We start from the raw sequence: 23,218 nt of genomic DNA, 5'->3' as shown, positions 1-23,218 counted from the left end.
AATGTTAGGATTCCTCTACTTTTTCAGCTTTGTATTTCTCAATAACTTTTCTCTGCTCTTTTGCAACATCATAGATCAGTTCCAGAATATCATGAATATTTTTAAGCTCTGTTAGATGCGAAATTTTATCAGGATCTCTTCGGTCAATAATTTCATTTTCCTCAATTTCTGTCTTTCTCTTCAACAGCATGTCTTCAATGGAAGAATCTTCCGGTTCCAGACGGCTTTCCATTCTAAGAGCTTCAGTAATATCATCTCCATTAAGTAACGTTGAGGTTTGCTGCATTTCTGCTTCAATTTTTCTGCTCCAGCTTTCTGCATCTATTTCAGGATATTGCTCGTTGCTTTTAGAGTATTGGGACAAAGAAGCGGTATACGCTGTAACAAGATGTGAGGTGGCTACAAACTGATGAACCACTTCCAGTTTTTTCTGCTGATTTTTAGGATCAGAAATCATTCTCTGGAAATTATCAGAAAGATTGGCTAATGAAATGATAGCATTTTTTCGCTTTACTTTATAATCTTCAAGGTCAAAATCTCCCTTCAGAAATTTAGACATTACACTCTGGAAATAGATAAGGTTATCTGCTGCGGATTTTTTCATAAGATCCAGATTTTGCGTGTGTTCCCAGACAGGCAATACAATATATGAAACTGCAAATGCTATAATCCCGGCAATGGCAGTATCTACAACTCTGTCTTTGAAAATGATATTTACTTTTCCGGGGTTTAAAAAATTAAAACTTAGGAAAACATAGATGGTCATAAATAGTACTGCCCAAAAATACCTTCCTTTCAGAAAACTGAAACACATAATCATACTGATTAGCAGAATGGCGAGCAAGACACTGTTGATATGTATAAAATGTAATATGATATAGGCAATTGTTGCTCCCGTAACAGTTCCGTAGAGACGGAGGAGGTTTCTTTGTTTGGTGATGGAGTAAGCTGGTTTTAGAATAGCTGTAATGGTAATTAATATCCAATAGGTATGCCCCAAGCCAAGAAAATCAAACATAGAAAAAAGATATCCAACCAGCAGGGCTGTTGTAATTCTTATTGCATGGCGGAATTGGGATGATGATAATGAAATATTGTTCCTTAAAACCTTAGAGTTTAGTTTGGGTTCATTAGGCATGAACTTCTTTAAGTCTAACCCTGTGGATAGACTTTTTGCCAGTTTTACGTCCTGTGAAAATACTTTGTAAATCTCATTAATCTCCTTGGTGATTTCGTTGATACGCATCAGGATCTGACGCAGAACCATGAAGTTTTCCAGACTGTCAGGAGAGAGCTGCTTATTTCTAAGTTCGAAATAATTATAGTTAAGATTTTTTAATTCAAGTTCAAGGTTAAACATTGGTTTTGCCCGTGTCCCGCTTTGGAGAGCAATTCCGATATTGGTGATCTCTTCAGCTAACAGATTAAGATAATCATGAATATTAACAAGGATCATGCTATCTTCAAAGCTTTGCTGCAGCTTTTGATAATCACTTTCGGAAGTCATCAGCTTTTCATGAAGGTCCATCGAATTAAGAAACATCAGCATCAATAGACGACTCGTCGTTGTAGATTCATTAACGATAGTTCTTGTTTTAAAAACAGTTTCTCTGGTGTCTTCCTGAAGGTTTTTTATTTCAATCTGTTTAGCTATAACCTGAATGGTAAGTTTATCAAAATCAGGATTTTTCTGATAATAATTGGCTTTGATCTTTAAAAATTCAGCCAATTGAAGGTAATTTTCGCCAATCATCTGGCTTGCCAATTTATAGGGACGAATGGTAGTTACGATAAGGAATATCAACAAAAACCAAATACATCCACAGGCAAAAATGAGGAGGCTTTTAAAAATATTTGCTCCTGTAAGGTGTCCGTCAATAAAGATGGCAAGTACTACCAGTGATAATGAGCCCACTGCCGCAAGTCGCTGGCCATATACCCCAATTAAAGAGAAGAACATCCCGAAGACTATAATCTCCAATAATACCAAAATTTTAAAATTCATCACCAGACTGGCAATCAATGCCACAAAAACAAAACAGCAAATGGCAAATGCCAGTGCATTTCTTCTTCTGATAAAAGGTCCGGGTTGATCGGTAAGGGCTACAAAGCTGGTTCCGAGAGGGAAGAGGAAGTATTCTTTTAAAATTCCAAAGTGAGCAAGAACTAAACATGGGAGAACAGTGGCTAATGTAATTCTGATAGCAGAATACAGATATTGACTGGTTACAAATTTTTTTAGCTCCGCCGAATAGTTCATACTACAAAAATAGCTATTGAATTTAAAAGAATGGTCATAAAGGATAGACTTTTGTAAACTTAAATGTTATATTTTTTTAATAAAGAAAATGAAGGTATTACGAATGATCAATTTTTGCTTCACAAATTGAATGGCCAGTTGATGAGTGATAGAAATTACCAAATGCGGCAGATTGATAATAGGAGTTAATTAAATAAAAAAAGCCTCATTCAAAATGGATGAGGCTTTGTATGCTTGTTGAATAGATTAACGATCGTTATTGGATGTTTCTTCACCAATGTTCCAGGTAAGCCCGAAACGAAGAGTGTTATCCAATGCTGTATTCACTTTAGACATATTGATCAGATAAGAAAGATCTAATCCGAAAGAACGGTATTTCAATCCGATACCTGCAGTAGCGAACTGTCTTGCTCCCTGTTCTTCACTTTCATGGAAGTAACCTCCTCTTACTGAGAAAGCATTGTCATAGGAATATTCTAATGCACCACTATACATGATACTGTTTGGGTTTTTGAATGATTTTCCGATGCCGGCAATTGGACCTACATTTGGAATTTCATATTTAGGTCTTCTGTAGGCATCTACTCCTACATATTCGGATCCCGGTACCAAAAGTTTTGAACCTTCGAATGAAATCCCGATTCTGTTCAGGTCATCCATATACATATCATACCCAATCCCTAATCTTGCCATTGTTGGAAGATAAGATCTTGATTCTTCATTTCCTGTATAGTCTAACTTTGGACCCAGGTTTTGTATTGCCAAACCGGCATTTAATTTACCATCATATCCTCCAAAACTTGAAAATCTTTCAGAAGTATAGTATGCTGAAATATCTACAGCAAAAGAGTTTGCTGCTTTTAGTGTATTATCTGTATTGAATCCTCCGGCTAAGTCTGAGCGGATAAATCTACCCGTTACAGCCATGGAGTAGGAGTCAGAAAGTTTCAAACCATAAGCTACATCAATGGAAAATTCATTAGGCTTTGATACCCCATTTGAAGTAACATCATTACCTACTAATTGAGTAAGGTCTACTTCTCCCATATTGAAGTAATAGATACTCGCGGAAATGGTAGATCTTTCATCCTGCCCAAGAAATTTATGAAATGCTCCGTATAATAAGAATACATCATTGGTAAGTTTTCCCATATAGGGTGTATAGGTAAGACCTATGGAAGAACTTGTTCTGCTAAAAGGATATTTAGCTGCATTCCAGAATTGTGAGAATGCATCAGGAGAGGTTACCACCCCTTGATCTCCCATACCTCCCGCTCTTGCGTCTGGCGCAATTCTCAGGAAGGGAGCTCCGGTTAGTACTGGGTTTATTTGTGAATAGCCTAGAAAACCAGCACTTAACCCAAGTCCTAAAAGCAGTTTAGTAGTTAAATTCATATGTTGTCTTTTATATATTATCAGTTTTTTATAATTTTTATTGTCTATGTATTACTTAATTATTTCAAAAGTACCATTTTTTCTACAGCTGTGGCACTTCCTTTGCATTTTTCTTGGTTTTGACTTTTTGCAAATATCTTAAAAATATATGTACCTTTTGCAACGGTAGACCCAAAATCATCTCTTCCATCCCATTCTATGGCCTGACGAGGGGTTCTAAAGCCCTGTAGGAAAGGTTCTGCAACGACCGGCTGAGATAAAGTTCTTACCAATCTACCTGTTATGGTATAAATCTGTACATTCACATCCAGGATGTCATCACAATTGTGTTCAAACTGAATATATGTTTTATTGGTGAACGGATTCGGCCAGTTTAGCGGGCGGTTGATTGTCAGATGCTGGTCAGCTTCATCTTTAACCTCAAAATTTAACGTAGTAGTTGTTGAATTATTGTTTATATCCCAAACTTTAAATGTTAATTGATGCTGCCCAACAGGCAGATTTCTGAAAGGGTAGCTTACATTTCCTTTTTGATATTCAGCAAGGCCTGGATTTAAACATCCGTTTCCTTCTCCTGCAGCGTAAAAATCATTCAGGATAACAGTATTGATAACCTGACCATCTAGATATACCGTAATATCATGACCCACACCGGAGCCTGTAGAGTTTATTCCTGTATCATCAGTAAGACAAGCCAGAAGCATTGGGTTCTGATTGGTAATTCCACCATCTGCAAAGTTGGTGTTATTCATATACAGTTTTACTTTTGGTGGCTGGTTATCATTGATTCCGTTCGGGTTGATATCTCCTACCTGAATCGCCTGATTATTGAATACATCGGTTACCTTATTATCAGCATATCCTAATATTCTCCCTTCACCAACAGTATAGTTGATATCTTTAGGAACATAGAATTCTGCAGTGAACACACCGTTTACTGCTATTCCGGAAGCTTTGACAATAGCACTTCCTTCTTCTGTGTAATTTAATACAGGGTATGGCCAGTTATTGTTATTCAGTGTCTTCTTATTCAGTCTTTTATCGAAGATGTTAATAGAAACTCTTCCGTTGAAGGTCGTGTTCAGAGTTCCGTTAGGACTATTGATATGACCTTTTATTTTAACAAAATCCAGTCCTCTGACTAATCCGGGAACAGGAGTTTCAATATTATCAATGACTAATAATCTTTGAGGTCTGCTCAGTTTCATAGCAGGATCACCCAGTACATTTACTCTTAAATGATTAGCATTTACACCCTTTTCTTTTTTTGCATTTAAATGAGCATAGCCTAACGTATTAAAGTCATCATTTGTTAATTTAAAAATATTTCGGGTAAAAATATCAGTAAAGTCACGTCCATAATCAATTCCAATAGCACGGCTGGAAGTAATCATGGTAGCAGGACCTCCTTGCTTAAGTTTTATAAACTGTTCTCCGGCAGAATTGGTGCCAGGTTCATCCCATAATGTAAATTCACAGGTTATAGTAGATACGAACGGGAACCTACTGTATACATTAGAAAAATTATTAGAATTTTGAATCTCAGTACTTGTTAATACTCTTTCCTGAGCCCAGCCATTAATTCCTCCATGTCCAAAATAGAACAGATATAAACTATTTCCTATGCTGTTAGAGATAGCCTGATTTACCTGCGGATATCTCGGTCCTCCAGCGGTACTTTGTACAGTAAAAGCGTCCTGATACAGTTTTTTTACATTATATTCTTTTAGGGTCTGTACCCCAGGTTGTTCAAATACATTTGCCAATGCACTATTCATCACATTATGGAAAGGTCCGCCACCTTCCTCATTATCATCCACCACAAAATCAAGTCTCATTCTCCAATCACCAAAAGGGCTGGATTGACCTGGAAGTGCATTGTAATAGGCCAGGGTTTTATCAATCATATTGGCTGCCTCTGTATTATTAGCTGCCGGAATTCTTCCTACAGGAAGGTTCGGTAGATTGTATATTATACTAGTTGCAGTCTGAGGCTGGGTCATTACAATATAGTCATCTGTAACGAAGGACTGTACGTAATCTGAAGAATGTTCACTTTGATAAGCTGAGACAATATTGCTGTTATTGGAAATTCTATTCTTATAATCATAAGAAGCATCTCCAAGAATAAATACATACTTAAGTCTTCCTTCCGGAGTATTTAATTTGGTGACAAAATCTCTTACTGCTGTAAGATCTTTACTTCCGTTTCCAAATTCTTCATAAACCTTATTAACATCTACAATTTCTACCTTGTAATTGTTTTTTGTCTGATGATAGTTCGCCAGTCTTTGTGCCTGTCCCATCAATTCAGGTACAGTAAGGATCAGGTAATCTATATTACTGATGGCAGAAAGGTTCTGATTGGCAATTCTTCCTACAAACTGAGGACTAAAAGCCGCATCAGCACGGAAAGCTACAAATTCATTGTTGAAATTCTGATCAGCAGCAGTATAGGCAAAATTGAAAGAGCCAGCTCCAGCCTTATTCACTCTTCTGTTAGCATTCGTGATATCAGTCACGTCCCATACCTGCTCCAAACCAGACGCGTTAGAAATACTGAATCCATAATCCGTATTACTTCCACTTACAATAGAATAGTCTCTGAAGCTCATCTGAGAACCATTGAATGCAAGATTCTCTTTGTATTGTACTTCAAGGTAGTCAAAGTAGAAGGTCCCGTTAGGGTTTGTAGAAATATCCGGGTTGTATTTCAAGGTAATTTGGTTTCCTGTCTGATTGGTAATACTTCCGCTATATCTTATAGGATAGAAAATATACGAATAGGTTGGTTCATCAGTAGGAACACTATCATGGAAAGGGTTTACACCATTGATTTTAATATCAATAGAATTCTTTTGAGACCTGTATCCTATTACCTGCGATCTGTATTTTATAATATCTGTAGGCTGTATAGGAGAATTTGTGGTAAGAGTGATGGTCTTTTCTGTAGTAAAGGGAGGGTCTTCTACCCATATTCTTCCTACTTTCAATACATTATTCTGATCATTGTTGATGACCTGGTAGTTATCATACCTGGTAATCATTTGAGCGGGTAAATTTCCGTCTATGGTTGCAACTCTTTTTCCTGCACCTTTGTCAAAATTGATATAATAATAGGAAAAGTCATCATATATATTCTTGAGATTATTGCTGGTATCTGATCTTGTCTCTTTTCTTTTAAACCCCTGTCCATTACTGTTGTCATAAAGGTTGTATCCATTGGGACCTTGTGCATAGAATAAAGCATAGTCATTATCATTCCACACTCCATCATCTTCACCCACTACCTGAATGGCGTTTTCCTGTAAAGAATTATATCTAGGGTCCTGATTGAACTCAGGCAGCATAATTCCTCCATTTCCATAAATTCTCAGGTTCTTTGGATTTACAGAAGCGGGATTAATTCCGTTATCTCTTAAAAATTGGGCTGTAATTTTAAAAACTCCTGATTTGTCAACCTTTATTTTGTAAAAGTTTCCACTGGCGAGAGGGTTACCGGTAGTTCCTATTTTATTAACACTTCCAAAAGTATTAATGGGAGTAGAAGCTTCGGAAACATTAAACGAAGACAATCTTTGAATACCTCCTTTTGTTTTTTTGAACAAACCTACACTGATGCTGGCATACCTTTCACCATCTAATGTATAATAGGTAACTTCTGCAATATCTCGTTCAGGAAGTCCTCCTTTGTCTAATTCAAATAAATCTTGGTTGGAAACTCCATCCCAGGCAAGGTCAGAAACTTTTAGCTCCTTTTCTCCGATTTTTTGCTTTGTTACTATAAAAACGTTATTTTGGTTAAAAGAAAAACCTTCATTTTTAAAATTTGGAAGATTTAATTTTATGTCACCAAAGTCCTGAATTTTGGAACCATTCCATTCTATAGTGTTTCTTTGGGCGTAAAGTGTTGATGCAAAAGCGATTAAAGATAAAAGCGTGACTTTTCGTTTCATGTTTATTATTGAAATTGCTAAATTACAAAATAAATGAAAATTTTAGAATTAAATTGTAATACAATAAAATTAATTTGTTATCGTTGTTCAAAAAAATCAAATCTTTATTTGATTTATTGAATAATTTATTTTTTCTTTGTACTCTTGAAAATATTTATATCGACTATGAAAAAACTAAAGTTGTTTTCATTAATAGCATTAAGTTCTACACTTGCATTAACCAGCTGTGGCGGATCAGGGACCAGCAAAGGTGGCGGTACCAAAAAATTTGTCAGTAAAACAGGTTGGAAGCCAAACGAAAAACAGGGTTGGTTTTTTGCAGGAAAGCAACAGAAGCAGAAGGGTTGGCCGGGAATGGTATATGTAGAAGGTGGAACTTTTACAATGGGATTAGTGAAAGATGATGTTATGCACGATTGGAATAACACACCACGCAGAATGCAGGTGAGTTCATTCTTTATCGGAGAAACAGAAATTACTAACTATGAATACCGCGAATACCTTACATGGTTGAAGTATGTATTCCCACCAAGTGACCCAAGCTTTAAGGAAATCTATAACGGAGCTTTACCGGATACCTTATTATGGGACAACAAATTATCTAGAAACGATTATAATGAAACCTATCTGCGTTCTCCGGAATTCGACTACTATCCGGTGGTAGGTGTTTCATGGACACAGGCAAACAGATACTGTGAATGGTTGACAGACAGAGCTAATGAAAAAGCTTTGATGCAGGCAGGTATTATTGCTAAGGATATGTATATCAACGAATCCAATAACCAAGGTGGAACAGCATTTAACATGGATAAATTCAAAGCGAATGATCCTGAAATGCAAGGGTATATCAACGAAAAAAGAATGCAGCAGAAAGCTGGTATGAAAACTACCAACCAAAGATTGCTGGCAGCAAACAGAGCTCCTAATGGTGCAATGGTTCAAAAATTCAGACTTCCTACAGAAGTTGAATGGGAATATGCAGCTTTAGGAATGGCGAAAAACAGAGAATATAACCAATACCTTGGTAAGAAACCTGAGATCGAAAGATTAAGAGGTACCAAAGGAAAAGAAAGAGGAATGTTCCTTGAAAACTTTAAAATGGGTAAAGGAGATTATTCTGGTATCGCTGGATGGAAAAACGATGGATCTGCACAGACTTCAGACGTAAGACAATATCCGTCTAACGATCTTGGAATCTATGGTATGTATGGTAACGTTGCAGAATGGACTGCTGATGTTTACAGACCTATCATTGATGAAGATTACAACGATTTCAACTACTACAGAGGAAATATGCCTCAAGCTATTGTAAGAAACGGTGACGGAACTTATAAAATGGTTGATGAAGGTAACATTAAGTATGATACCCTAGCTGATGGTAGATTAGTATACAAAGGGCTTCCTGGACAATTCGAAAGAGAAACGATTGCTGATTACAGAAACTATAGAGATGGTGATAAACAATCTTCTTTAGAATACAGAAGAGAATCTGATTCAGCTGCAGGATTTGATATGTACAACGCTCCTAGAAAGAGCTTTATTGTAGATGCAAACGGTAGAGTTAAAATGCAGAAAGATTCTAAAGACAGAACATCCGGAATTTCTAACGACGTTAGAGTAGTAAAAGGAGGTTCTTGGCAAGACACTGCTTACTGGCTTGATCCGGGGCAGAGAAGATATAAAAATCAAGGTAAAGCTTATGGTTGGATTGGTTTCCGTGTTGCACAGGATGCCAGAACTAATGATAAGAGCAGAACTAGAAGATAATATTTATCAAAAAATACTTTTAAAAAACCTTCCGGATTTTCGGAAGGTTTTTTATTTTTGAACGATGAAATCGCTTCACTAAAAAAAATCAAAAATACTGATACAGATGTAGCGATTACTATTTGAAAAAATATATATTTCCACATGAATATAGAACAGTTTTATCCTTTATTTTTACAGGCCGACAAAGTAACGATCGATAGCCGAAAAATAACCAGAAATGACATCTTTTTTGCCTTTACTGGTGATAACTTTAATGCAGCAACGTTGGCCGAAAAAGCCATAGAAGAGGGTGCTTTAGCTGTAATTGTTGAAAGGCCTGAATTTGAAAATAAGGATAAGAATATTTTCTATGTTCCGTCTACTCTTGAATTTTTACAGCAATTGGCTATCTATCATAGAAGCAAACTTACCATTCCTTTTATAGGCCTTACAGGGAGTAATGGGAAAACAACTACAAAGGAGCTTATTCATGCCGTTCTTTCGGAAAAGTTTAAGGTTCAGTATACCTATGGAAATCTTAATAATCACATCGGAGTTCCACTGACGATTCTTTCCATTAGACCTGAGCACGAAATAGCCGTGATTGAAATGGGAGCTAACCATCAGAAAGAAATAGAACTTCTTTGTACTATTTCACAACCAGATTTCGGGTATATTACTAATTTTGGCAAAGCACATCTGGAAGGATTCGGTGGTTTTGAAGGGGTGATTAAAGGAAAATCTGAGCTTTATGATTACCTTAAAGAGAATCATCAGACCATTATTGTTAATCAAAATGATCCTATTCAGGTTGAAAAAACAGAAAACTATTCACCTAAGATAACTTTTGGAAAAGTAGAGTCTGATTATAATTTTGAAGCTTTCTCAGAAGATCATTTTATAGGATTAACTTATCAGGGAGAACAGGCTGTATCTAAGCTGACCGGAGCATATAATTTTACCAATCTTTGTGCTGCTGCAAGTCTTGGTCTTCACTTTGGAATTAGCTTTGACAAAATCAAATATGCTGTAGAGCAGTATACTCCCACGAATATGCGTTCGCAGGTCGTGAAAAAAGAAAACAGAACATTAGTACTGGATACTTATAATGCCAATCCAAGCTCAATGACAGCTTCATTGCGTAACTTTATCACTTTTGAAGGTCGCAAAACAATTATCATTGGTGACATGCTGGAATTGGGTACTGAAAGTGAAAAAGAGCACCAAAATATCCTGGAATTAGCCAAAATACTTGGATTTGATGCCATTATTACCGTTGGAAAACATTTTAAAGCAGTGAGCTCATCAGATCTTGCTTTTGAAAACACTACTGAACTGATAGAATATTTACATGAAAATAAAATTCAGTCAGAGAATATCCTATTGAAAGGATCAAGAGGAATAGCCTTGGAAAAAGTAATTGATTTTATTTAGACTTTAAAGCCCAGAATTCTTTTACAATAAGCTTAATATTCTGAAATGTGCTTGGGAAAACTTCATCTTCAATCTGAGAGATGTTTTTCCAGGCAACTTCAGTAATCCCTTCTTCTATTTGTGGTTTCGAAGTATCTTCGCCATTGAAATTCATTTCGAACCAATGGGTACATTTTAGGATTTTTTCACCGTTTCTTTCAATATAGATATGATAAGTGGTATTAATGAACTGTATAAGTTCTACATCCCTTAAACCAGTCTCTTCTTCAATTTCTCTTACGGCAGACTCTTCTCTGGATTCTCCTTTTTCCATTTTCCCTTTTGGAAGATCCCATTTACCTAACCTTCTAATGAAGAGCATTTCGCCCCCAGGTTTAATAACAAGCCCTCCGGCTGCTTCTATAATTCTGAATAGCTTTTGGAATTCTTGCCAGATTTCATCAATATTCTCACCATAAACGTTAAGTTCATTTACAGAAGTATTCTCTAAAAGATCCAATGCGATCTCTAAAGTAGTGAAACTTTCATACCCAAGCTTTTTTTCAAGTTCTTCGGGATGCTTAGATATCAATAATTTTTTTTCGTTCACAAAAACTTTATACATCTCAGATAGTTATAGTTAGTATTGATCCTTAGAGGGTAGTGGCTTAAAAAGATGGGAAATCCAGTTGTTTTTACCGCGCTTTTTACCACAACTTATACGCAAATATATCAAATTATAGCTATAAAATAAACCATTTGAGATTCTTTATTTTCTTGTGTGAACAATTGTTTGGGTTAAAATGGTATTCTTTCTTAGGGAGAGTTATCCTGAGTGGAGATGTCTTCATTAATATAGATTTTACTAATCAAATATTCCCGTGATAGAGATTAAAAAAATATTTATTAATTTAAATGAAAAATTATTTCGAGATGGTACGATTTGAACAGTTATGGAAAAAACATCCTGGCAAAGGGGGCTTTCCTTGTGATAGATCAAAGCACGAAAATCAATGTGCAATTCGAATGAGCGTAGCATTTGAGGAATCAGGGGTAGATTTAACATCATTTGCCGGAGTTAAATGTTGGGAAAAACATGAGAATGGATTTAAACATATTTTAAGAGCTCAGGAATTAGCTAATTGGGTTGATAAACATCCTGAAGTCTTCGGAAATACAATAAAACTTTCAAGAAAAAAATTCCCCAATATGAATAGTAAAAGTTTTAAACATAAAGGTCTTGTATTTATTATGGATGGATGGCTTGGTGGGGTAGATCATATTGATTTATGGAATGGGATAGAAATGAAAGCAGGAATGCCTGACTATTTTGAAAAAGGAAAGGAAATATGGTTTTGGGTTCTTATTTAAATGATTGTATTATGAAAAAAATAGTATATATAATAATTGTATTGTTGTTTGCCTTTTCTTGTTCAAAGGAGTCAAAAAAAAATTCATTAACAAAATCTGATAGCAGGAGCATACTTACGGATACTACTTTAGTCAACAATATTTTATTAGAACTAGCGGATAGTGCGGATGTAGGAGTATTAAAAATTTATTCAGATCAATATAAGGTTTCAGGGAAAATAAAGATTAAGCCCCCTTGTTATTTTTTGAAAAGAGATGGAAAGGTTCTATCTTTTTCTTATCCTAATATTGCTGTAGATAAAACTATTATTATGCAAGGTAAGAATGGTGTTCAGGGTATTCTTTTTAAAAAAGACAGTATTATATATGAAGATTATTTTCCCACGAATTCTCCTTATAATATAAAAGAAGGCGCCGATGAAATAGTGTATCAGGACTTTGCTTATAGATTTTATAAAAATAAGTATCAATAGGGTGATGCTCTTTTAGAAATTATTTTTGTTCTTATTTCAAAATATTATATTTATATAAGCTTCATGTACCGTAAGTTTTTTTCTAGAGTAATCTTCTGCCTTCAAAAGTATGCTTTGGATAACGTCTTTGTAGATTTTTTTTATAATTTTGTTGTTATCATAAATGTAAAGAACCTTATCTTTATAAGAATTTAAATACAAAATAAAAAATGAATTTAGAAGGACGAAAAATTATTGTCAATAAATCATCTAAGGAGTTATCCGAATTACTGAAAACCCCTGAAAATTACAAAGATTTCATGCCAGATGGTCTTCAGAAATTTGAAACGAGAGATAACGGGTTCAAATTCGGACTACAGGGGATGCCGGAAATTGCATTGAAAATAGATGAGGTAGATGATCAGAAAGCAGTACTGAAATCAGCAAGCTCAAGTTTAGATTTTACTTTAACTGCTACTTTAAACCCGATCAATGAGAATCAGACAGAAGTTCAGATGTTGTTTGAAGGGAAATTCAATCCGTTCATCAAAATGATGGTAGAAAAACCATTGCAGAACTTTATCAATACATTGACAGATAAAATCGAAGCCTACAAATAATACATAAAAAACCTTCAGAAATGAAGGTTTTTTTGTTACTGATTTTTTTTAAAAAGTCCGGCTTTTAAATTTAAGCCCATCGAACCTTCTGCTAATTGCAGATAATTGCGTTTACTCTGATCTTTCTCAATGGTTACACTTCCAGTAGTCTGTACATTTTCCATTTCCAGAAAATCTGTTGAAGTTGCATCACTGTCGCTTAACGGACCGCTTCCATAACCTGCCAGTTTGCTATAGTTGGCAAAGATGCTATTGGAAGCTTTGTATTTGCGTTTACTGCCTTTTTCTCTGATCCATACCGTATTGGTGTTAGCAATTATGTTGTGGTGAAAATCAAATTCGTCTCCATTAGTTCCTTGTGTTGTCCAAACACCACAGAAATAGCCACCGTATACCAGTGAATAACGCATGGCACTGCGGCTTCCGATTCCTCCATTATTTTTCCAAAAAACAACAGGTATTTTACAGTTGAAGAAGACACAGTGATCGATAGCCAGTCCATAGCCATTTGCTATAACGCCTACATGCAATGGTAATACATCTACATTTCCGGCAAACAGACATTGTGTTACAAGCAGATCGTCCAGGTTTTTTCCGTCACGCCATATAGGGTAGGAACGGCGTAGATTAGTACCATCTATATAAGAATAATCCGGACTGCCACTAAAGCGGAGCCCTTCAATCGTTACATGGCTAACCTCTGGCTGTATGCCTCTTGCTTCTTGTCCTCCTATACCGGGTTCCAATGGAGTAGCTGTTACTACAACCGGCATTTTTTGAGGAGTCCATTCTGTATCATCAGGCATAACATCTGCGCGAATAACAAGACGGTTTTTAAGAGTATACTTGTCATTGGTAAATACAACGGTTTGAGTCAACAAGTGTACACCTTCTGAAAGGATAATGGTGGTTGCTTCCAGGTCTTTGTTCACATTGACCCGTTTTGCGGCCTCCAGAATGGTTTTTAATGGCTGTGCTTTTGTTCCTGCATTGGCATCATTGCCAGTCTGAGGATTAATGTATAACTGTTCTGCTTTTAATAAGGTTATACTCATTACAAACAACAGAAAAGTAAATGTATATTTTATCATATTCCTTTTTTTGTAAAATTAGGAACAGTCTCCCTTTATAAAAAGGTCATTTTATCTTTAAAAAGGTCATTTATATATTCTTTCTGTATTGTTGAGGAGTGATGCCTGTAAGTTTTTTAAAGAAACGATTGAAATTAGAAGGATCCGAAAAGCCAAAATCGTAGGAAATCTCTTTAGCAGATTTGTTTTGATATAGCTGTTTTTTTATTTCTGAAATTAACTTGTAATGGATCATCTGCTGGGCTGATAATCCACTAAACTGTCTGCAGATTTTATTAAGGAATCCCGAACTGATATTCAACATTTTTGAATAAGCTTCCACACTTCGGTCATTTACAAATTTCTTTTCCAATAAAGATCGGAATCTATAAAAATCAGAATGAATAGAAGTGTCTCTCTGAACGTTGTAAACATTTGCATAATATCGATTAAGAATGACCAGTAACTGATAGAGAAGCGATCTGATCAAATGATTGCTGTCATTCTGAAGCTGTCCGAATTCCTGTTCCATTCCACATAAAAGATCCAGACATTTTCCAAATGATCCCTCTGATATTTGCATTTGGGTAGGGCTTGAATATTGATGAAAGTATTGAAAACGATACAGGAACAATTCATCCGAGAAGAAAAGATGAAGAAAATCTTTTTCAAAAAGTAGTGTATAACCCTTAACTTTTTCTTTAATTTCCCAACGACGTACTTGGCCTGGGCTTGTAAAGATAATAGTTTGTGGAGCTATTGGCATCTCATTTTCGTCTAATGTAAAGCTGCCTGCTCCCTCTTCAATAAAAATGATTTCGTAAAAACTAAGCTGATGTAATGTATTGTCTAATACGTAATTATTTAGCGTTTCAATACGTCCAATATCCAATAGGATCTCCTGGCCATACTTACAGGGGAGAAAATGATACGTTTTAATTTTTGCGACTGGTGCCATTTCTTTTTACAATTTCTTCTCATTCTAGAGATGAGTTAAAAATACAAATTTTCAGTCGACCTCTAGTATTGGTGGCACAGTTTGATATGTTTAGGAGGATGTCAATACAGGGTTGGATTAAGCAATTATCCCTGAACAATGGTCAGCGATACTTCCTGTAGCGGAAGACAGAACATTGATTTCATTATTCATTTTTAAAACTCCCATGAACGCAAAGATTAAAGCTTCCTTATATTCTATAATTTCCTTTTCCGGAATAATGATCTTGGATTCTGTTTTTGCTTTTATTTTCTCTATTAAAAGGGTGTTATAAGCACCTCCTCCGGTGATCAATATATCCTTTATGTTATTTTCATTGATGACCTTAGAGATTTGTTGGGCAATATGTTCAGTAAACGTAGCCAAGGCTTCCAGAGGGGGTATATGTTCAAGCACTGGAAAAATATATTGATGGCACCATTCTATGCCCAGCGACTTAGGATGAGCCTGTTGATAAAAGCCTAAAGAATTAAGTTGATGTAGTAATGCTTCATTTACTCCTCCTTTTCTTGCCAGATTGCCATTTTCGTCAAAGCTCTCATTCAGTTGTTGAGCCAGATGATTCAATACAATGTTGACAGGAGCAATATCAAAGGCGATCCTTTTACCTTCTGATGTCAGAGAAATATTTGAGAATCCGCCCAGATTCAGACAAGCGTCATATTGTGAAAAAAGAAGTTTGTCACCTATAGGAACTAAAGGAGCTCCATTTCCTTTCATTAAGACATCCTGACTTCTGAAATCATAAAGTACAGGTATCCCTGTTTCCAGTTTAATAGCTCTGCCGTCCCCAATCTGAAGTGTAAATTTTCTTTGAGGCTGATGGAAGACTGTATGGCCATGAGATGCGATCAGATCAATATCCTCAAGCTGATGCTTTTCAATAAATTCTTTAGCTTTTTGTCCCAGATAAAATCCGTAATCGGAATGCAGTTCTAACAGGTCTGTTACCGAAAGATGAATGGAATTTCTGAGTTTATTTTCCCAATCTGTAGGATAGGGTAGAGTTTCAGCTTTCAGGATCTGAAAATGCCATTTGTCCTTTTTTTCAAATTCAGCAAGACAGATATCCAAACCGTCCAAACTTGTTCCGGACATCAATCCTATGGCAAGCGTTTTCATGGTAACAGAGGCTATTTTTTATTCTCAGAAAGCCTTTTAGAATTAAAGTCTCCTGAATTATTATAGAAAGTATATTCTGAAAAATCATCCTTAGCAGTCATTCCATTAGCACCAACTAATGTAGAACCATCTTCCATTGTTACATACACCGTATCCTTGGTATAGATCCTTTTTTTGATCTGATCCCAATACACACTCTGCATGGCAAATTTTTGACCTTCGTTGGTCGTAATTCTTACATTGCCTTTCGCTTCGTAAAACTTTTTGTAATCAAAAAACTTAGCGTATTTGGCTTTGATCGTTCCCGGCATTTTGGGCTTTTTCTTATCGAAAAATTCAATATCAATGCCTTTTCTGGCTACTGTATAAGGACTATCGATCAGCTCATATTTTTCAATGATAGGAGCTTTGGCTTTCAGAATTACAAATCCGGAATCACGTTGTATGATATTCGCATTGTTAATGACCTGTGAAGGAAAATTTTTGCTGTTATTCCCATTCTTTTTGGTAAGATCCTCTTCACAGGATGTGAATATAAAAAATATAGCACAACTAAAAAGGTATGCTATATTTTTATATACTATTTTTTTTGAAAAATTCATTCTAGTTATAAAGAGACTTTCTGAACCACTTGTCAGCAAAATTGAAGCCGAGTTTCAGGTTAATAAAGTTCTGGTTGATAAGATTATTTTGAAGAGTACCTCTCTTACCTAGTTCTATACCAATCTCTAAACCGCTCATTCTTGTAATACTGCTGTTTTTGAAAGGAAGCATTACTCCGGCAGAAATACCGAATTTATTGATGCTGTTACCCTCCAGTTTAAGGTTTCCTCTTTCATAGAAAGCTCCATATCTGTAGATTACCCTTGAAAAATAACTTCTGAAGTTGTTATAGTTAGGTAAGTACCATCCACCGGCAGAAACTCTGTAAGTATCCTGTAGACTGAAAGACTGTCCGAAATAAGCAATATCTTCCCCTTTTTTATAATCAACCTGTCCGGAAAGGAACCAGTGATTTTCACTTCCATATCCAACTCCTACGGATGCCTGAAGCGGAAGAAGATTCTTAGACTTGGTTTCTTTATAATCAATCGGATTGATATCTGTTTTTGTGCCTGCAGCATCAGCATATCTGTAAGTACTGTTGGTATAATCAGTAGTAATATTACCAATATTCCCGAAAGTTGCCGTAGCTCCAATCGTTAATTTCTTATCAGTACGGCTATTCAGTTTCTGATAGCTTGTACCTAAGGTAAAGTTGAAGTTTCTGACTCTGTTTTTGGTTTCATATCCTGCAATATATTCTGAACCTGCAGCGCTGTATTCAGTAAGATCAGACAGATCCCCAAAATATAAATTAGCCCTTGCTCCCACAGAGAACTCCTGGTTGATCTTGTAAGATAAGGCCACAGCTGCAGTGTTTAAAGTACCACTACCTCTAAATTGGTTTTGGTCAATAATAGTACCATCTGCTGCCTTATTCTGGCTAAGAATATCATAGCTCTTAGAACTGTATGGTTGGTAGGTAATTCCCATTTTAACCTTTGAGGAAATAGGAAATGCCAGTGAAATATTGGAAAGATACGTAGAATGCTTTGTAGATTTCATATCGTTTAAATTCGATTTGAAATAGTTATTTTCGTTGGTAGCTTCCAGTTTTATACTTGTAAGTTCAAAATTAGCGTTGTTTGCTGGGTTAGCAAAGTTGAAATTACTGGTGAAATCACTTATAAAAGCAGTAGAGATACCTCCCATGGAAGCAGTTTCGATCGTATTATCATATTTTACATCCCCAATTCCATATTTTGCATACGGAGAGTTACTTAGACTCTGTGCATTCAGAAAATATCCAACTGATATGAATGATACTACAAAGATTTTTTTCATTCTTTATTTTTAAAACAATGCGCAAATATCTTAAATATTAATGAATTGTAAAAATTATATGTGGTTAAAGTTTGTTAAGGGCTGTATAATGGGGAATTTTTAAGCTTTAGAGATTATTGCTGTCAATTGTTAATCATGACTTTACTTTATTTATCTATTTGGATAATTTATTACTATAATTCACTATTTGTATTCAGGTGAATGGTGAAAAGGCAATTCGTTTCATACTAGAATTTCTCTTACTATCCATTTACTATTGACTTTGTAAAGCAAAATTGACCATTCACAAATTTAACTCTGAATTCTTGTCCAGTTTTTTTATCTTTGAAACATGAATTGGGAGAACATCGCAGGACAGGAAAATCTGAAAAAACTTCTTAGAGAAAGCATAGCCGAAAACAGAGTGAGCCATGCCCAGCTTTTCGTAGGAAAGGAAGGTTATGGGACTTTACCTATGGTGTTGGCCTATGCAAAAGAGATTTTATACCAGGAAAATGAGCATGCTGCCTCAAAAGTAGAACATCTTAATCACTTGGATCTGCATTTCAGCTTTCCTGTATTTACAGATAATAAAAACTCTTTGAGCAAAAATAAATTTGAAGAGTTTCGGGAAATGATTCTGGCTTCTCCTTATGCAAGCTACGATGACTGGACCGCCTTTTTAGAATCAGAAAACAAGCAGCTTTTTATTTCTGCAGATGAAGTTGATGATCAGAATCAGAAATTTTCATTAAAAAGTTTCGAAGGCGGAACCAAAATACTGATCGTATGGAGAGCTGATAAAATGAATATAGCTGCATCCAACAAGTTTCTGAAGTTCCTTGAAGAACCACCGTCCAAAACTATTATCCTTCTTACCGCAGAAAGCACCAATGATATTCTTCCTACTATACTTTCCCGTACTCAGGTGGTAGAAATTCCAAGGATTCATGATGAGGATATTGAAGCGTATCTAAAGAAAAATTTCTCTGTTACTGAAGAGAAAGTAAGAGAAATTGTTCATGAAGCACAGGGTAATCTTAATGAAGCAATAAAACTTCTGAATTCCGGAGATAAGAGTAATGAATTTGAGAAGCTTTTTGTACAATGGGTTCGTGATGCCTTTATGGTAAAAAAGAAACCCGAGTATCTGCGAAGTATTATTTTTTGGGCGAGAGAAATTGCGGGCTGGAACAGAGAAAAGCAGAAGAATTTTTTAAATTACTGTTCTGAAATTTTCAGATTGGCACTTCTCCAGAATTATCAATCGGAAAATCTGGTGTATAAAAAAATTGATGCTAATGATTTCAACTGGGCAGGTTTTTCAAAGTTTATCAGTGGGGCCAATATTGAAAGTATTTTGGAAGAGATCAATACTGCAGATCTACATCTTACCAGAAACGGAAATCCTAAAATAGTCTGGACAGATTTAGGGATAAAATTATCAAGATATATCCATAAAAGTACATAATATAAAACTCCGGAAATTTTCCGGAGTTTGTTTTTTAGGCTGTTTTCTTTTCTTTTGCAGTCTTTTTATCTTTTGAAGTGTTCTCTGCCGTTTTTGCTTTTGCTTCACAACCTTTATGATGAGCATCGGAACACGCTTTTTTATCCTTTACAGAACATTCTTTTTTGTCTTTTCCAGCGCAGCAGCCCCCTTCTTTAGGCTTTTCCTGAGCATAGCTGAAGGTAAATAAGCTGATGGCAAGAATTGAGATTATTTTTTTCATGATTAAAATTTTTAAGTGGCTAAATGTAATGCTTTTTTGCATACACTATATATTTTTTAATGAAGCCTGGAATTCTTGAAGTTCTTTTTCCATAAAATCAGGATTATCGAGCTGTTTTCGCATCGATTTTATATTACCAATAGTACTCTCAAGAGCTGTTCTGAACCATGGAAACTCCTGACTTAAAGAGGTAAGTTTTGCCAATGCTCTCAAAGAATTATCGGTCTGAGCCAATTGTACAGCATGTTCATATCTGAATACAGGGCAATAATAAAATTCTTCAGCAACATAATCCCATGTATCATTATCAGCTTCCGTATTCATCAGATAAAGCATGGCAAAAATAGAAGAATCCGTATAGCCATCGGAGAACCTGAAACAATCAAAAACTGATTCCGTATCATTTTGTTGTATTTTATTATCCAGTACTTCATGAAATAACTGGTGGGAAAGTCCTTTTTCAGAGTGATTTCCTATAATATGGAGCACTGTTGCATATTCTACTTTTACAGCATCATCATCAGGATGACCTTCATAGGCTTTTTCAATATAGTCCTTGGCTGCAGGGTTATTCAATAACGCCCGATGAAGTTTTGAAAGTGAAACAAGCTCTTCCTTAGTGAAATGCCTTTTATCCGACATATTTTCTTCAAAATATTGAAGTGCTTTTTTAGAATATCGATCTTTTACAAATCTTTCGATCACCTGCCAGTCTTCAAGCTTTTCAAATTGAGATGGGTCCCAGAAACGGTAAAATAAAGACATGCGGTCCCATTTTGATTGAATATCTTTCCATTCTTTAAAAAGGGTTCCATAAGCTTCATGAGCGAGGTAGGTATTACCTCTGTCATCTTCAAGCGGAAGATTGACATCAAGAGTAGGATTAGAATGATATCTTTTGAAAGCTTCAATGATTTCAAGGTCGAAGCGATTTCCATCTTCATTGAATGAATCAACCGTTTCTTCTGATAAAGCAGGGATGTCTTCAATGGATGTGGTATCCGTCTCTTGCGTTAACGGAGTAATTTTTTCTTCTAATGGAGCTAGTATCTCTTCATTGGTTGGAGTAATTGTCACTTCCTGCTGAGAATCGTTCTTAAAAGTTACTTCATGTGTCTGTTTTTTTTTCTCTCTCTTAAATATCTTTAAAAAGAAATCGAATAAGCCCATAGAGTTTGTTTTTTGTAAATATAAATTAAATCTATATTAAAAAATCAATCAATCGTTTGATTTGTTTCAAAACTTGTGTAAATTTGCACCCTGAAAAATGAACACTAACATGATTTCAAAAGAAGAAAATATATTATTCGCAGCAGAAAAACTCTTTGCAGAAAAGGGTTTTGAAGGAACTTCAACCCGGGAAATTGCAAAAGCGGCTAATGTAAACATCTCTATGATTTCATATTATTTTGGATCAAAAGAAAAACTTTATGAGAAATTGGTTGAATACAGAATGAATGAAGGGCAGTTTTTTTCAAGAGATATTGTAGAAAGAACAGACCTTAATGAATGGCAAAAGATTGAAAAAATAATAGACCAGTTTTCTAACAGAATAAGAACGCAAAAATGCTTTTACAGGATTATGCAGCGGGAACAGCTTCATACCTCTAACCCGCAGATCGTAGAGTTTTTGAAAGAAACCAAAATGTCATTCCTCTCCATGTATTCCAGAATACTGGAAAGTGGTTTGAAGAGTGGTGTTTTTACAAAAAATCCTCCTATTTATCTGCTTCATTCTACCATAAGCGGAACCCTATTTTATGCATTTAATGCCAAAGAAATGTATAAGGAGTTTCTAAATGATACAGAAGATGAGGATGTTTTTGACGAAAAATTTTATACAGAACTTAATAGACACATAAAACATTTACTAAAAGACCTTTTAGGTTATGAAGAGAATAAATAACTCAGTGATTGCATTATCACTATTCGTAGGAATAGCAAATGCAAATGCTCAGGAGAAAAAGACCCTTTCTCTTGACGAAGCTGTGCAGCTGGGAATCCAGAACAGCAAGAATCTCAAGATCGATGCAGCCAAGATCGAGGAGGCTACCGCTGATCTTTTGGAAGCTAAAAACAGACAGCTTCCGGAATTAAAGGTTTCAGGAAGCTATATGTATCTTCCGATAAAACCCAATGTTGATATCAAACTTCCTGGAGTTTCAGGAGGAGCTGGAGGCCCAGAGGTTCATCAGGTAGCGTATGGCTCAGCTAATCTTAGCGTACCAATTTACAGTGGTGGAAGAATCAAATATGGGATTCAGTCAGCAAAATATTTGGTAGAAGCATCAAAATTAAGCACCGAAAATGACAAGACTGCCATTGCTTACAATGTTGCCCAGGCTTATAACAACTTGTTTAAAGCCAACCAGTCGATCAAGGTTTTTGAAGAAAATCTTGCCGCTTCTCAAAAAAGAGACGAAACTTTCCTGAAAATGGAAAATAACGGATTGATTGCGAGAAATGACAGATTAAAAGCAAACCTGCAAACTTCTAATATCGAACTTCAGTTGCTTGAGGCTAGAAACAATTACAATATTGCCAATATCAATATGGATTTGTTATTAGGAATTCCTGAAACTACAGAAATTGAAGTAGATCAGAATTATATTGAAGAAGGTTCAGAGGTAAAACCTGTTGACTTTTATGTAAGCGAAGCCAGAGAAAATCGTAAAGATCTACAGGCTTTGGTTCAACAGAGAAAAGCAGCGCAATTGGGAACAAAAGCTGCTAAGGCAGAAAACCTTCCGTCAATAGCTTTTACAGGAGGATATGTAGCGGCAGATATTCCTAAGTTTCTTACGGTGTATAATGCCATCAACGTAGGTGTTGGAATTTCTTATAATTTATCCAATATCTGGAAAGAGAATTCTTCACTAAGACAATCTCAGGCTAGAGAAAAGCAGTTAGCAGCTACAGATGAATTACTGAATGATAACATTAAGCTTGATGTAAACAGAGAATACCAGAATACAGATTTTTCTAAAAAGAGAATTGTTGTTTTCGAAAAATCTGCTGAACAGGCTAATGAAAACTACAGAATTACAAAAAATAAATATGATAACGGTCTTGCAACCATGACAGAATTATTGGATGCGGACGCTGCTCAGATTGCCGCTAACGTTGGGGTAATCAATGCAAAGGCAGATGCAGCCTTAGCATACAGAAAACTATTGCAAACAACAGGAACTTTAACAATTAAATAATCAGATCG

19 protein-coding genes are annotated in these 23,218 nt (G+C 35.6%); 8 read left to right on the top strand and 11 right to left on the bottom strand.

Annotation, left to right across the window (positions count from 1 at the left end):
• Nucleotides 1-4 precede the first annotated feature (4 nt).
• The 3 genes from EL260_RS19020 to porU all read right to left on the bottom strand — a co-directional run bounded on the left by EL260_RS19020 (nt 5) and on the right by porU (nt 7,611).
• Nucleotides 5-2,260 carry an FUSC family protein gene (locus EL260_RS19020; protein ID WP_123857080.1) on the bottom strand — a complete coding sequence of 752 codons (2,256 nt, stop codon included), beginning with the start codon at nt 2,258-2,260 and terminating at the stop codon, nt 5-7.
• Nucleotides 2,261-2,506: 246 nt separating this feature from the next.
• Complete coding sequence (gene porV, locus EL260_RS19015) at nt 2,507-3,655, bottom strand: type IX secretion system outer membrane channel protein PorV (RefSeq protein WP_123857078.1); 1,149 nt, start codon at nt 3,653-3,655, stop codon at nt 2,507-2,509.
• Between the two features lie 59 nt (nt 3,656-3,714).
• The gene (porU, locus tag EL260_RS19010; RefSeq protein WP_123857076.1) at nt 3,715-7,611 is read right to left on the bottom strand and encodes a type IX secretion system sortase PorU; all 3,897 of its coding nucleotides are present in this window, start codon (nt 7,609-7,611) and stop codon (nt 3,715-3,717) included.
• A gap of 165 nt (nt 7,612-7,776) precedes the next feature.
• On the opposite strand from porU, the gene gldJ reads away from it, so the two are divergent.
• Together gldJ and EL260_RS19000 are read left to right on the top strand one after the other, a co-directional pair.
• Entirely contained in the window at nt 7,777-9,378 is a 1,602-nt protein-coding gene (gldJ, locus tag EL260_RS19005; RefSeq protein ID WP_123857074.1) for a gliding motility lipoprotein GldJ, read from the top strand.
• A gap of 144 nt (nt 9,379-9,522) precedes the next feature.
• On the top strand, nt 9,523-10,794 hold the full coding sequence (locus EL260_RS19000; protein ID WP_123857072.1) for a UDP-N-acetylmuramoyl-tripeptide--D-alanyl-D-alanine ligase: 1,272 nt from the start codon (nt 9,523-9,525) through the stop codon (nt 10,792-10,794).
• Here EL260_RS19000 and EL260_RS18995 read toward each other — a convergent pair.
• A complete protein-coding gene (locus EL260_RS18995; RefSeq protein ID WP_123857070.1) occupies nt 10,787-11,398 on the bottom strand; it encodes an NUDIX hydrolase in 612 nt (203 codons plus the stop codon). The two genes, EL260_RS19000 and EL260_RS18995, sit on opposite strands and share 8 nt — an antisense overlap.
• A gap of 290 nt (nt 11,399-11,688) precedes the next feature.
• Here EL260_RS18995 and EL260_RS18990 point away from each other — a divergent pair, with 290 nt between their 5' ends.
• From EL260_RS18990 to EL260_RS18980, 3 genes are all read left to right on the top strand, one after another.
• On the top strand, nt 11,689-12,144 hold the full coding sequence (locus EL260_RS18990; RefSeq protein WP_198418052.1) for a type VI secretion system amidase effector protein Tae4: 456 nt from the start codon (nt 11,689-11,691) through the stop codon (nt 12,142-12,144).
• 11 nt (nt 12,145-12,155) lie between these two features.
• Nucleotides 12,156-12,617: a hypothetical protein gene (locus EL260_RS18985; protein WP_123857068.1), complete on the top strand. Its 462-nt coding sequence runs from the start codon at nt 12,156-12,158 to the stop codon at nt 12,615-12,617.
• Between the two features lie 209 nt (nt 12,618-12,826).
• Nucleotides 12,827-13,216 (top strand): SRPBCC family protein, encoded by a 390-nt coding sequence (locus EL260_RS18980; protein ID WP_123857066.1) that lies wholly within the window; start codon nt 12,827-12,829, stop codon nt 13,214-13,216.
• Nucleotides 13,217-13,251: 35 nt separating this feature from the next.
• Here EL260_RS18980 and EL260_RS18975 read toward each other — a convergent pair whose 3' ends face one another.
• From EL260_RS18975 to EL260_RS18955, 5 genes are all read right to left on the bottom strand, one after another.
• Entirely contained in the window at nt 13,252-14,307 is a 1,056-nt protein-coding gene (locus EL260_RS18975; RefSeq protein WP_123857064.1) for a hypothetical protein, read from the bottom strand.
• 70 nt (nt 14,308-14,377) lie between these two features.
• Nucleotides 14,378-15,244: an AraC family transcriptional regulator gene (locus EL260_RS18970; protein WP_123857063.1), complete on the bottom strand. Its 867-nt coding sequence runs from the start codon at nt 15,242-15,244 to the stop codon at nt 14,378-14,380.
• A gap of 117 nt (nt 15,245-15,361) precedes the next feature.
• Nucleotides 15,362-16,405 carry an anhydro-N-acetylmuramic acid kinase gene (locus EL260_RS18965; RefSeq protein ID WP_123857061.1) on the bottom strand — a complete coding sequence of 348 codons (1,044 nt, stop codon included), beginning with the start codon at nt 16,403-16,405 and terminating at the stop codon, nt 15,362-15,364.
• 11 nt (nt 16,406-16,416) lie between these two features.
• Nucleotides 16,417-17,007 (bottom strand): LPS export ABC transporter periplasmic protein LptC, encoded by a 591-nt coding sequence (lptC, locus tag EL260_RS18960; RefSeq protein ID WP_123857060.1) that lies wholly within the window; start codon nt 17,005-17,007, stop codon nt 16,417-16,419.
• 1 nt (nt 17,008) lies between these two features.
• Nucleotides 17,009-18,292, bottom strand: a complete 1,284-nt coding sequence (locus tag EL260_RS18955; RefSeq protein ID WP_123857058.1) for a hypothetical protein — start codon at nt 18,290-18,292, stop codon at nt 17,009-17,011.
• Nucleotides 18,293-18,623: 331 nt separating this feature from the next.
• On the opposite strand from EL260_RS18955, the gene EL260_RS18950 reads away from it, so the two are divergent.
• Nucleotides 18,624-19,742 carry a DNA polymerase III subunit gene (locus tag EL260_RS18950; protein WP_123857056.1) on the top strand — a complete coding sequence of 373 codons (1,119 nt, stop codon included), beginning with the start codon at nt 18,624-18,626 and terminating at the stop codon, nt 19,740-19,742.
• Nucleotides 19,743-19,776: 34 nt separating this feature from the next.
• Here the strand turns inward: EL260_RS18950 and EL260_RS18945 are convergent, their stop codons facing one another.
• Nucleotides 19,777-20,004 (bottom strand): hypothetical protein, encoded by a 228-nt coding sequence (locus tag EL260_RS18945; protein WP_123857054.1) that lies wholly within the window; start codon nt 20,002-20,004, stop codon nt 19,777-19,779.
• Nucleotides 20,005-20,049: 45 nt separating this feature from the next.
• Entirely contained in the window at nt 20,050-21,174 is a 1,125-nt protein-coding gene (locus EL260_RS18940) for a hypothetical protein (protein WP_123857053.1), read from the bottom strand.
• A 109-nt stretch (nt 21,175-21,283) separates the two neighbouring features.
• Between EL260_RS18940 and EL260_RS18935 the strand changes: the two genes are divergently transcribed.
• Entirely contained in the window at nt 21,284-21,910 is a 627-nt protein-coding gene (locus EL260_RS18935) for a TetR family transcriptional regulator (RefSeq protein WP_232534816.1), read from the top strand.
• Entirely contained in the window at nt 21,894-23,210 is a 1,317-nt protein-coding gene (locus EL260_RS18930) for a TolC family protein (RefSeq protein WP_123857049.1), read from the top strand. Before EL260_RS18935 ends, EL260_RS18930 begins: the two co-directional genes overlap by 17 nt.
• Nucleotides 23,211-23,218: the final 8 nt, after the last annotated feature.

Origin of the sequence: Chryseobacterium nakagawai, assembly GCF_900637665.1 — a bacterium.
GTDB lineage: Bacteria > Bacteroidota > Bacteroidia > Flavobacteriales > Weeksellaceae > Chryseobacterium > Chryseobacterium nakagawai.
The sequence above is the reverse complement of the archived record's forward strand: the minus strand, read 5'-3'. Positions and strand labels throughout refer to the sequence as shown.

Coding starts and splice junctions, on each gene's coding strand:
- EL260_RS19020 (WP_123857080.1), bottom strand. CDS start 2,260: ATGAACTATTCGGCGGAGCTAAAAAAATTTGTAACCAGTCAATATCTG.
- porV (WP_123857078.1), bottom strand. CDS start 3,655: ATGAATTTAACTACTAAACTGCTTTTAGGACTTGGGTTAAGTGCTGGT.
- porU (WP_123857076.1), bottom strand. CDS start 7,611: ATGAAACGAAAAGTCACGCTTTTATCTTTAATCGCTTTTGCATCAACA.
- gldJ (WP_123857074.1), top strand. CDS start 7,777: ATGAAAAAACTAAAGTTGTTTTCATTAATAGCATTAAGTTCTACACTT.
- EL260_RS19000 (WP_123857072.1), top strand. CDS start 9,523: ATGAATATAGAACAGTTTTATCCTTTATTTTTACAGGCCGACAAAGTA.
- EL260_RS18995 (WP_123857070.1), bottom strand. CDS start 11,398: ATGTATAAAGTTTTTGTGAACGAAAAAAAATTATTGATATCTAAGCAT.
- EL260_RS18990 (WP_198418052.1), top strand. CDS start 11,689: ATGAAAAATTATTTCGAGATGGTACGATTTGAACAGTTATGGAAAAAA.
- EL260_RS18985 (WP_123857068.1), top strand. CDS start 12,156: ATGAAAAAAATAGTATATATAATAATTGTATTGTTGTTTGCCTTTTCT.
- EL260_RS18980 (WP_123857066.1), top strand. CDS start 12,827: ATGAATTTAGAAGGACGAAAAATTATTGTCAATAAATCATCTAAGGAG.
- EL260_RS18975 (WP_123857064.1), bottom strand. CDS start 14,307: ATGATAAAATATACATTTACTTTTCTGTTGTTTGTAATGAGTATAACC.
- EL260_RS18970 (WP_123857063.1), bottom strand. CDS start 15,244: ATGGCACCAGTCGCAAAAATTAAAACGTATCATTTTCTCCCCTGTAAG.
- EL260_RS18965 (WP_123857061.1), bottom strand. CDS start 16,405: ATGAAAACGCTTGCCATAGGATTGATGTCCGGAACAAGTTTGGACGGT.
- lptC (WP_123857060.1), bottom strand. CDS start 17,007: ATGAATTTTTCAAAAAAAATAGTATATAAAAATATAGCATACCTTTTT.
- EL260_RS18955 (WP_123857058.1), bottom strand. CDS start 18,292: ATGAAAAAAATCTTTGTAGTATCATTCATATCAGTTGGATATTTTCTG.
- EL260_RS18950 (WP_123857056.1), top strand. CDS start 18,624: ATGAATTGGGAGAACATCGCAGGACAGGAAAATCTGAAAAAACTTCTT.
- EL260_RS18945 (WP_123857054.1), bottom strand. CDS start 20,004: ATGAAAAAAATAATCTCAATTCTTGCCATCAGCTTATTTACCTTCAGC.
- EL260_RS18940 (WP_123857053.1), bottom strand. CDS start 21,174: ATGGGCTTATTCGATTTCTTTTTAAAGATATTTAAGAGAGAGAAAAAA.
- EL260_RS18935 (WP_232534816.1), top strand. CDS start 21,284: ATGATTTCAAAAGAAGAAAATATATTATTCGCAGCAGAAAAACTCTTT.
- EL260_RS18930 (WP_123857049.1), top strand. CDS start 21,894: ATGAAGAGAATAAATAACTCAGTGATTGCATTATCACTATTCGTAGGA.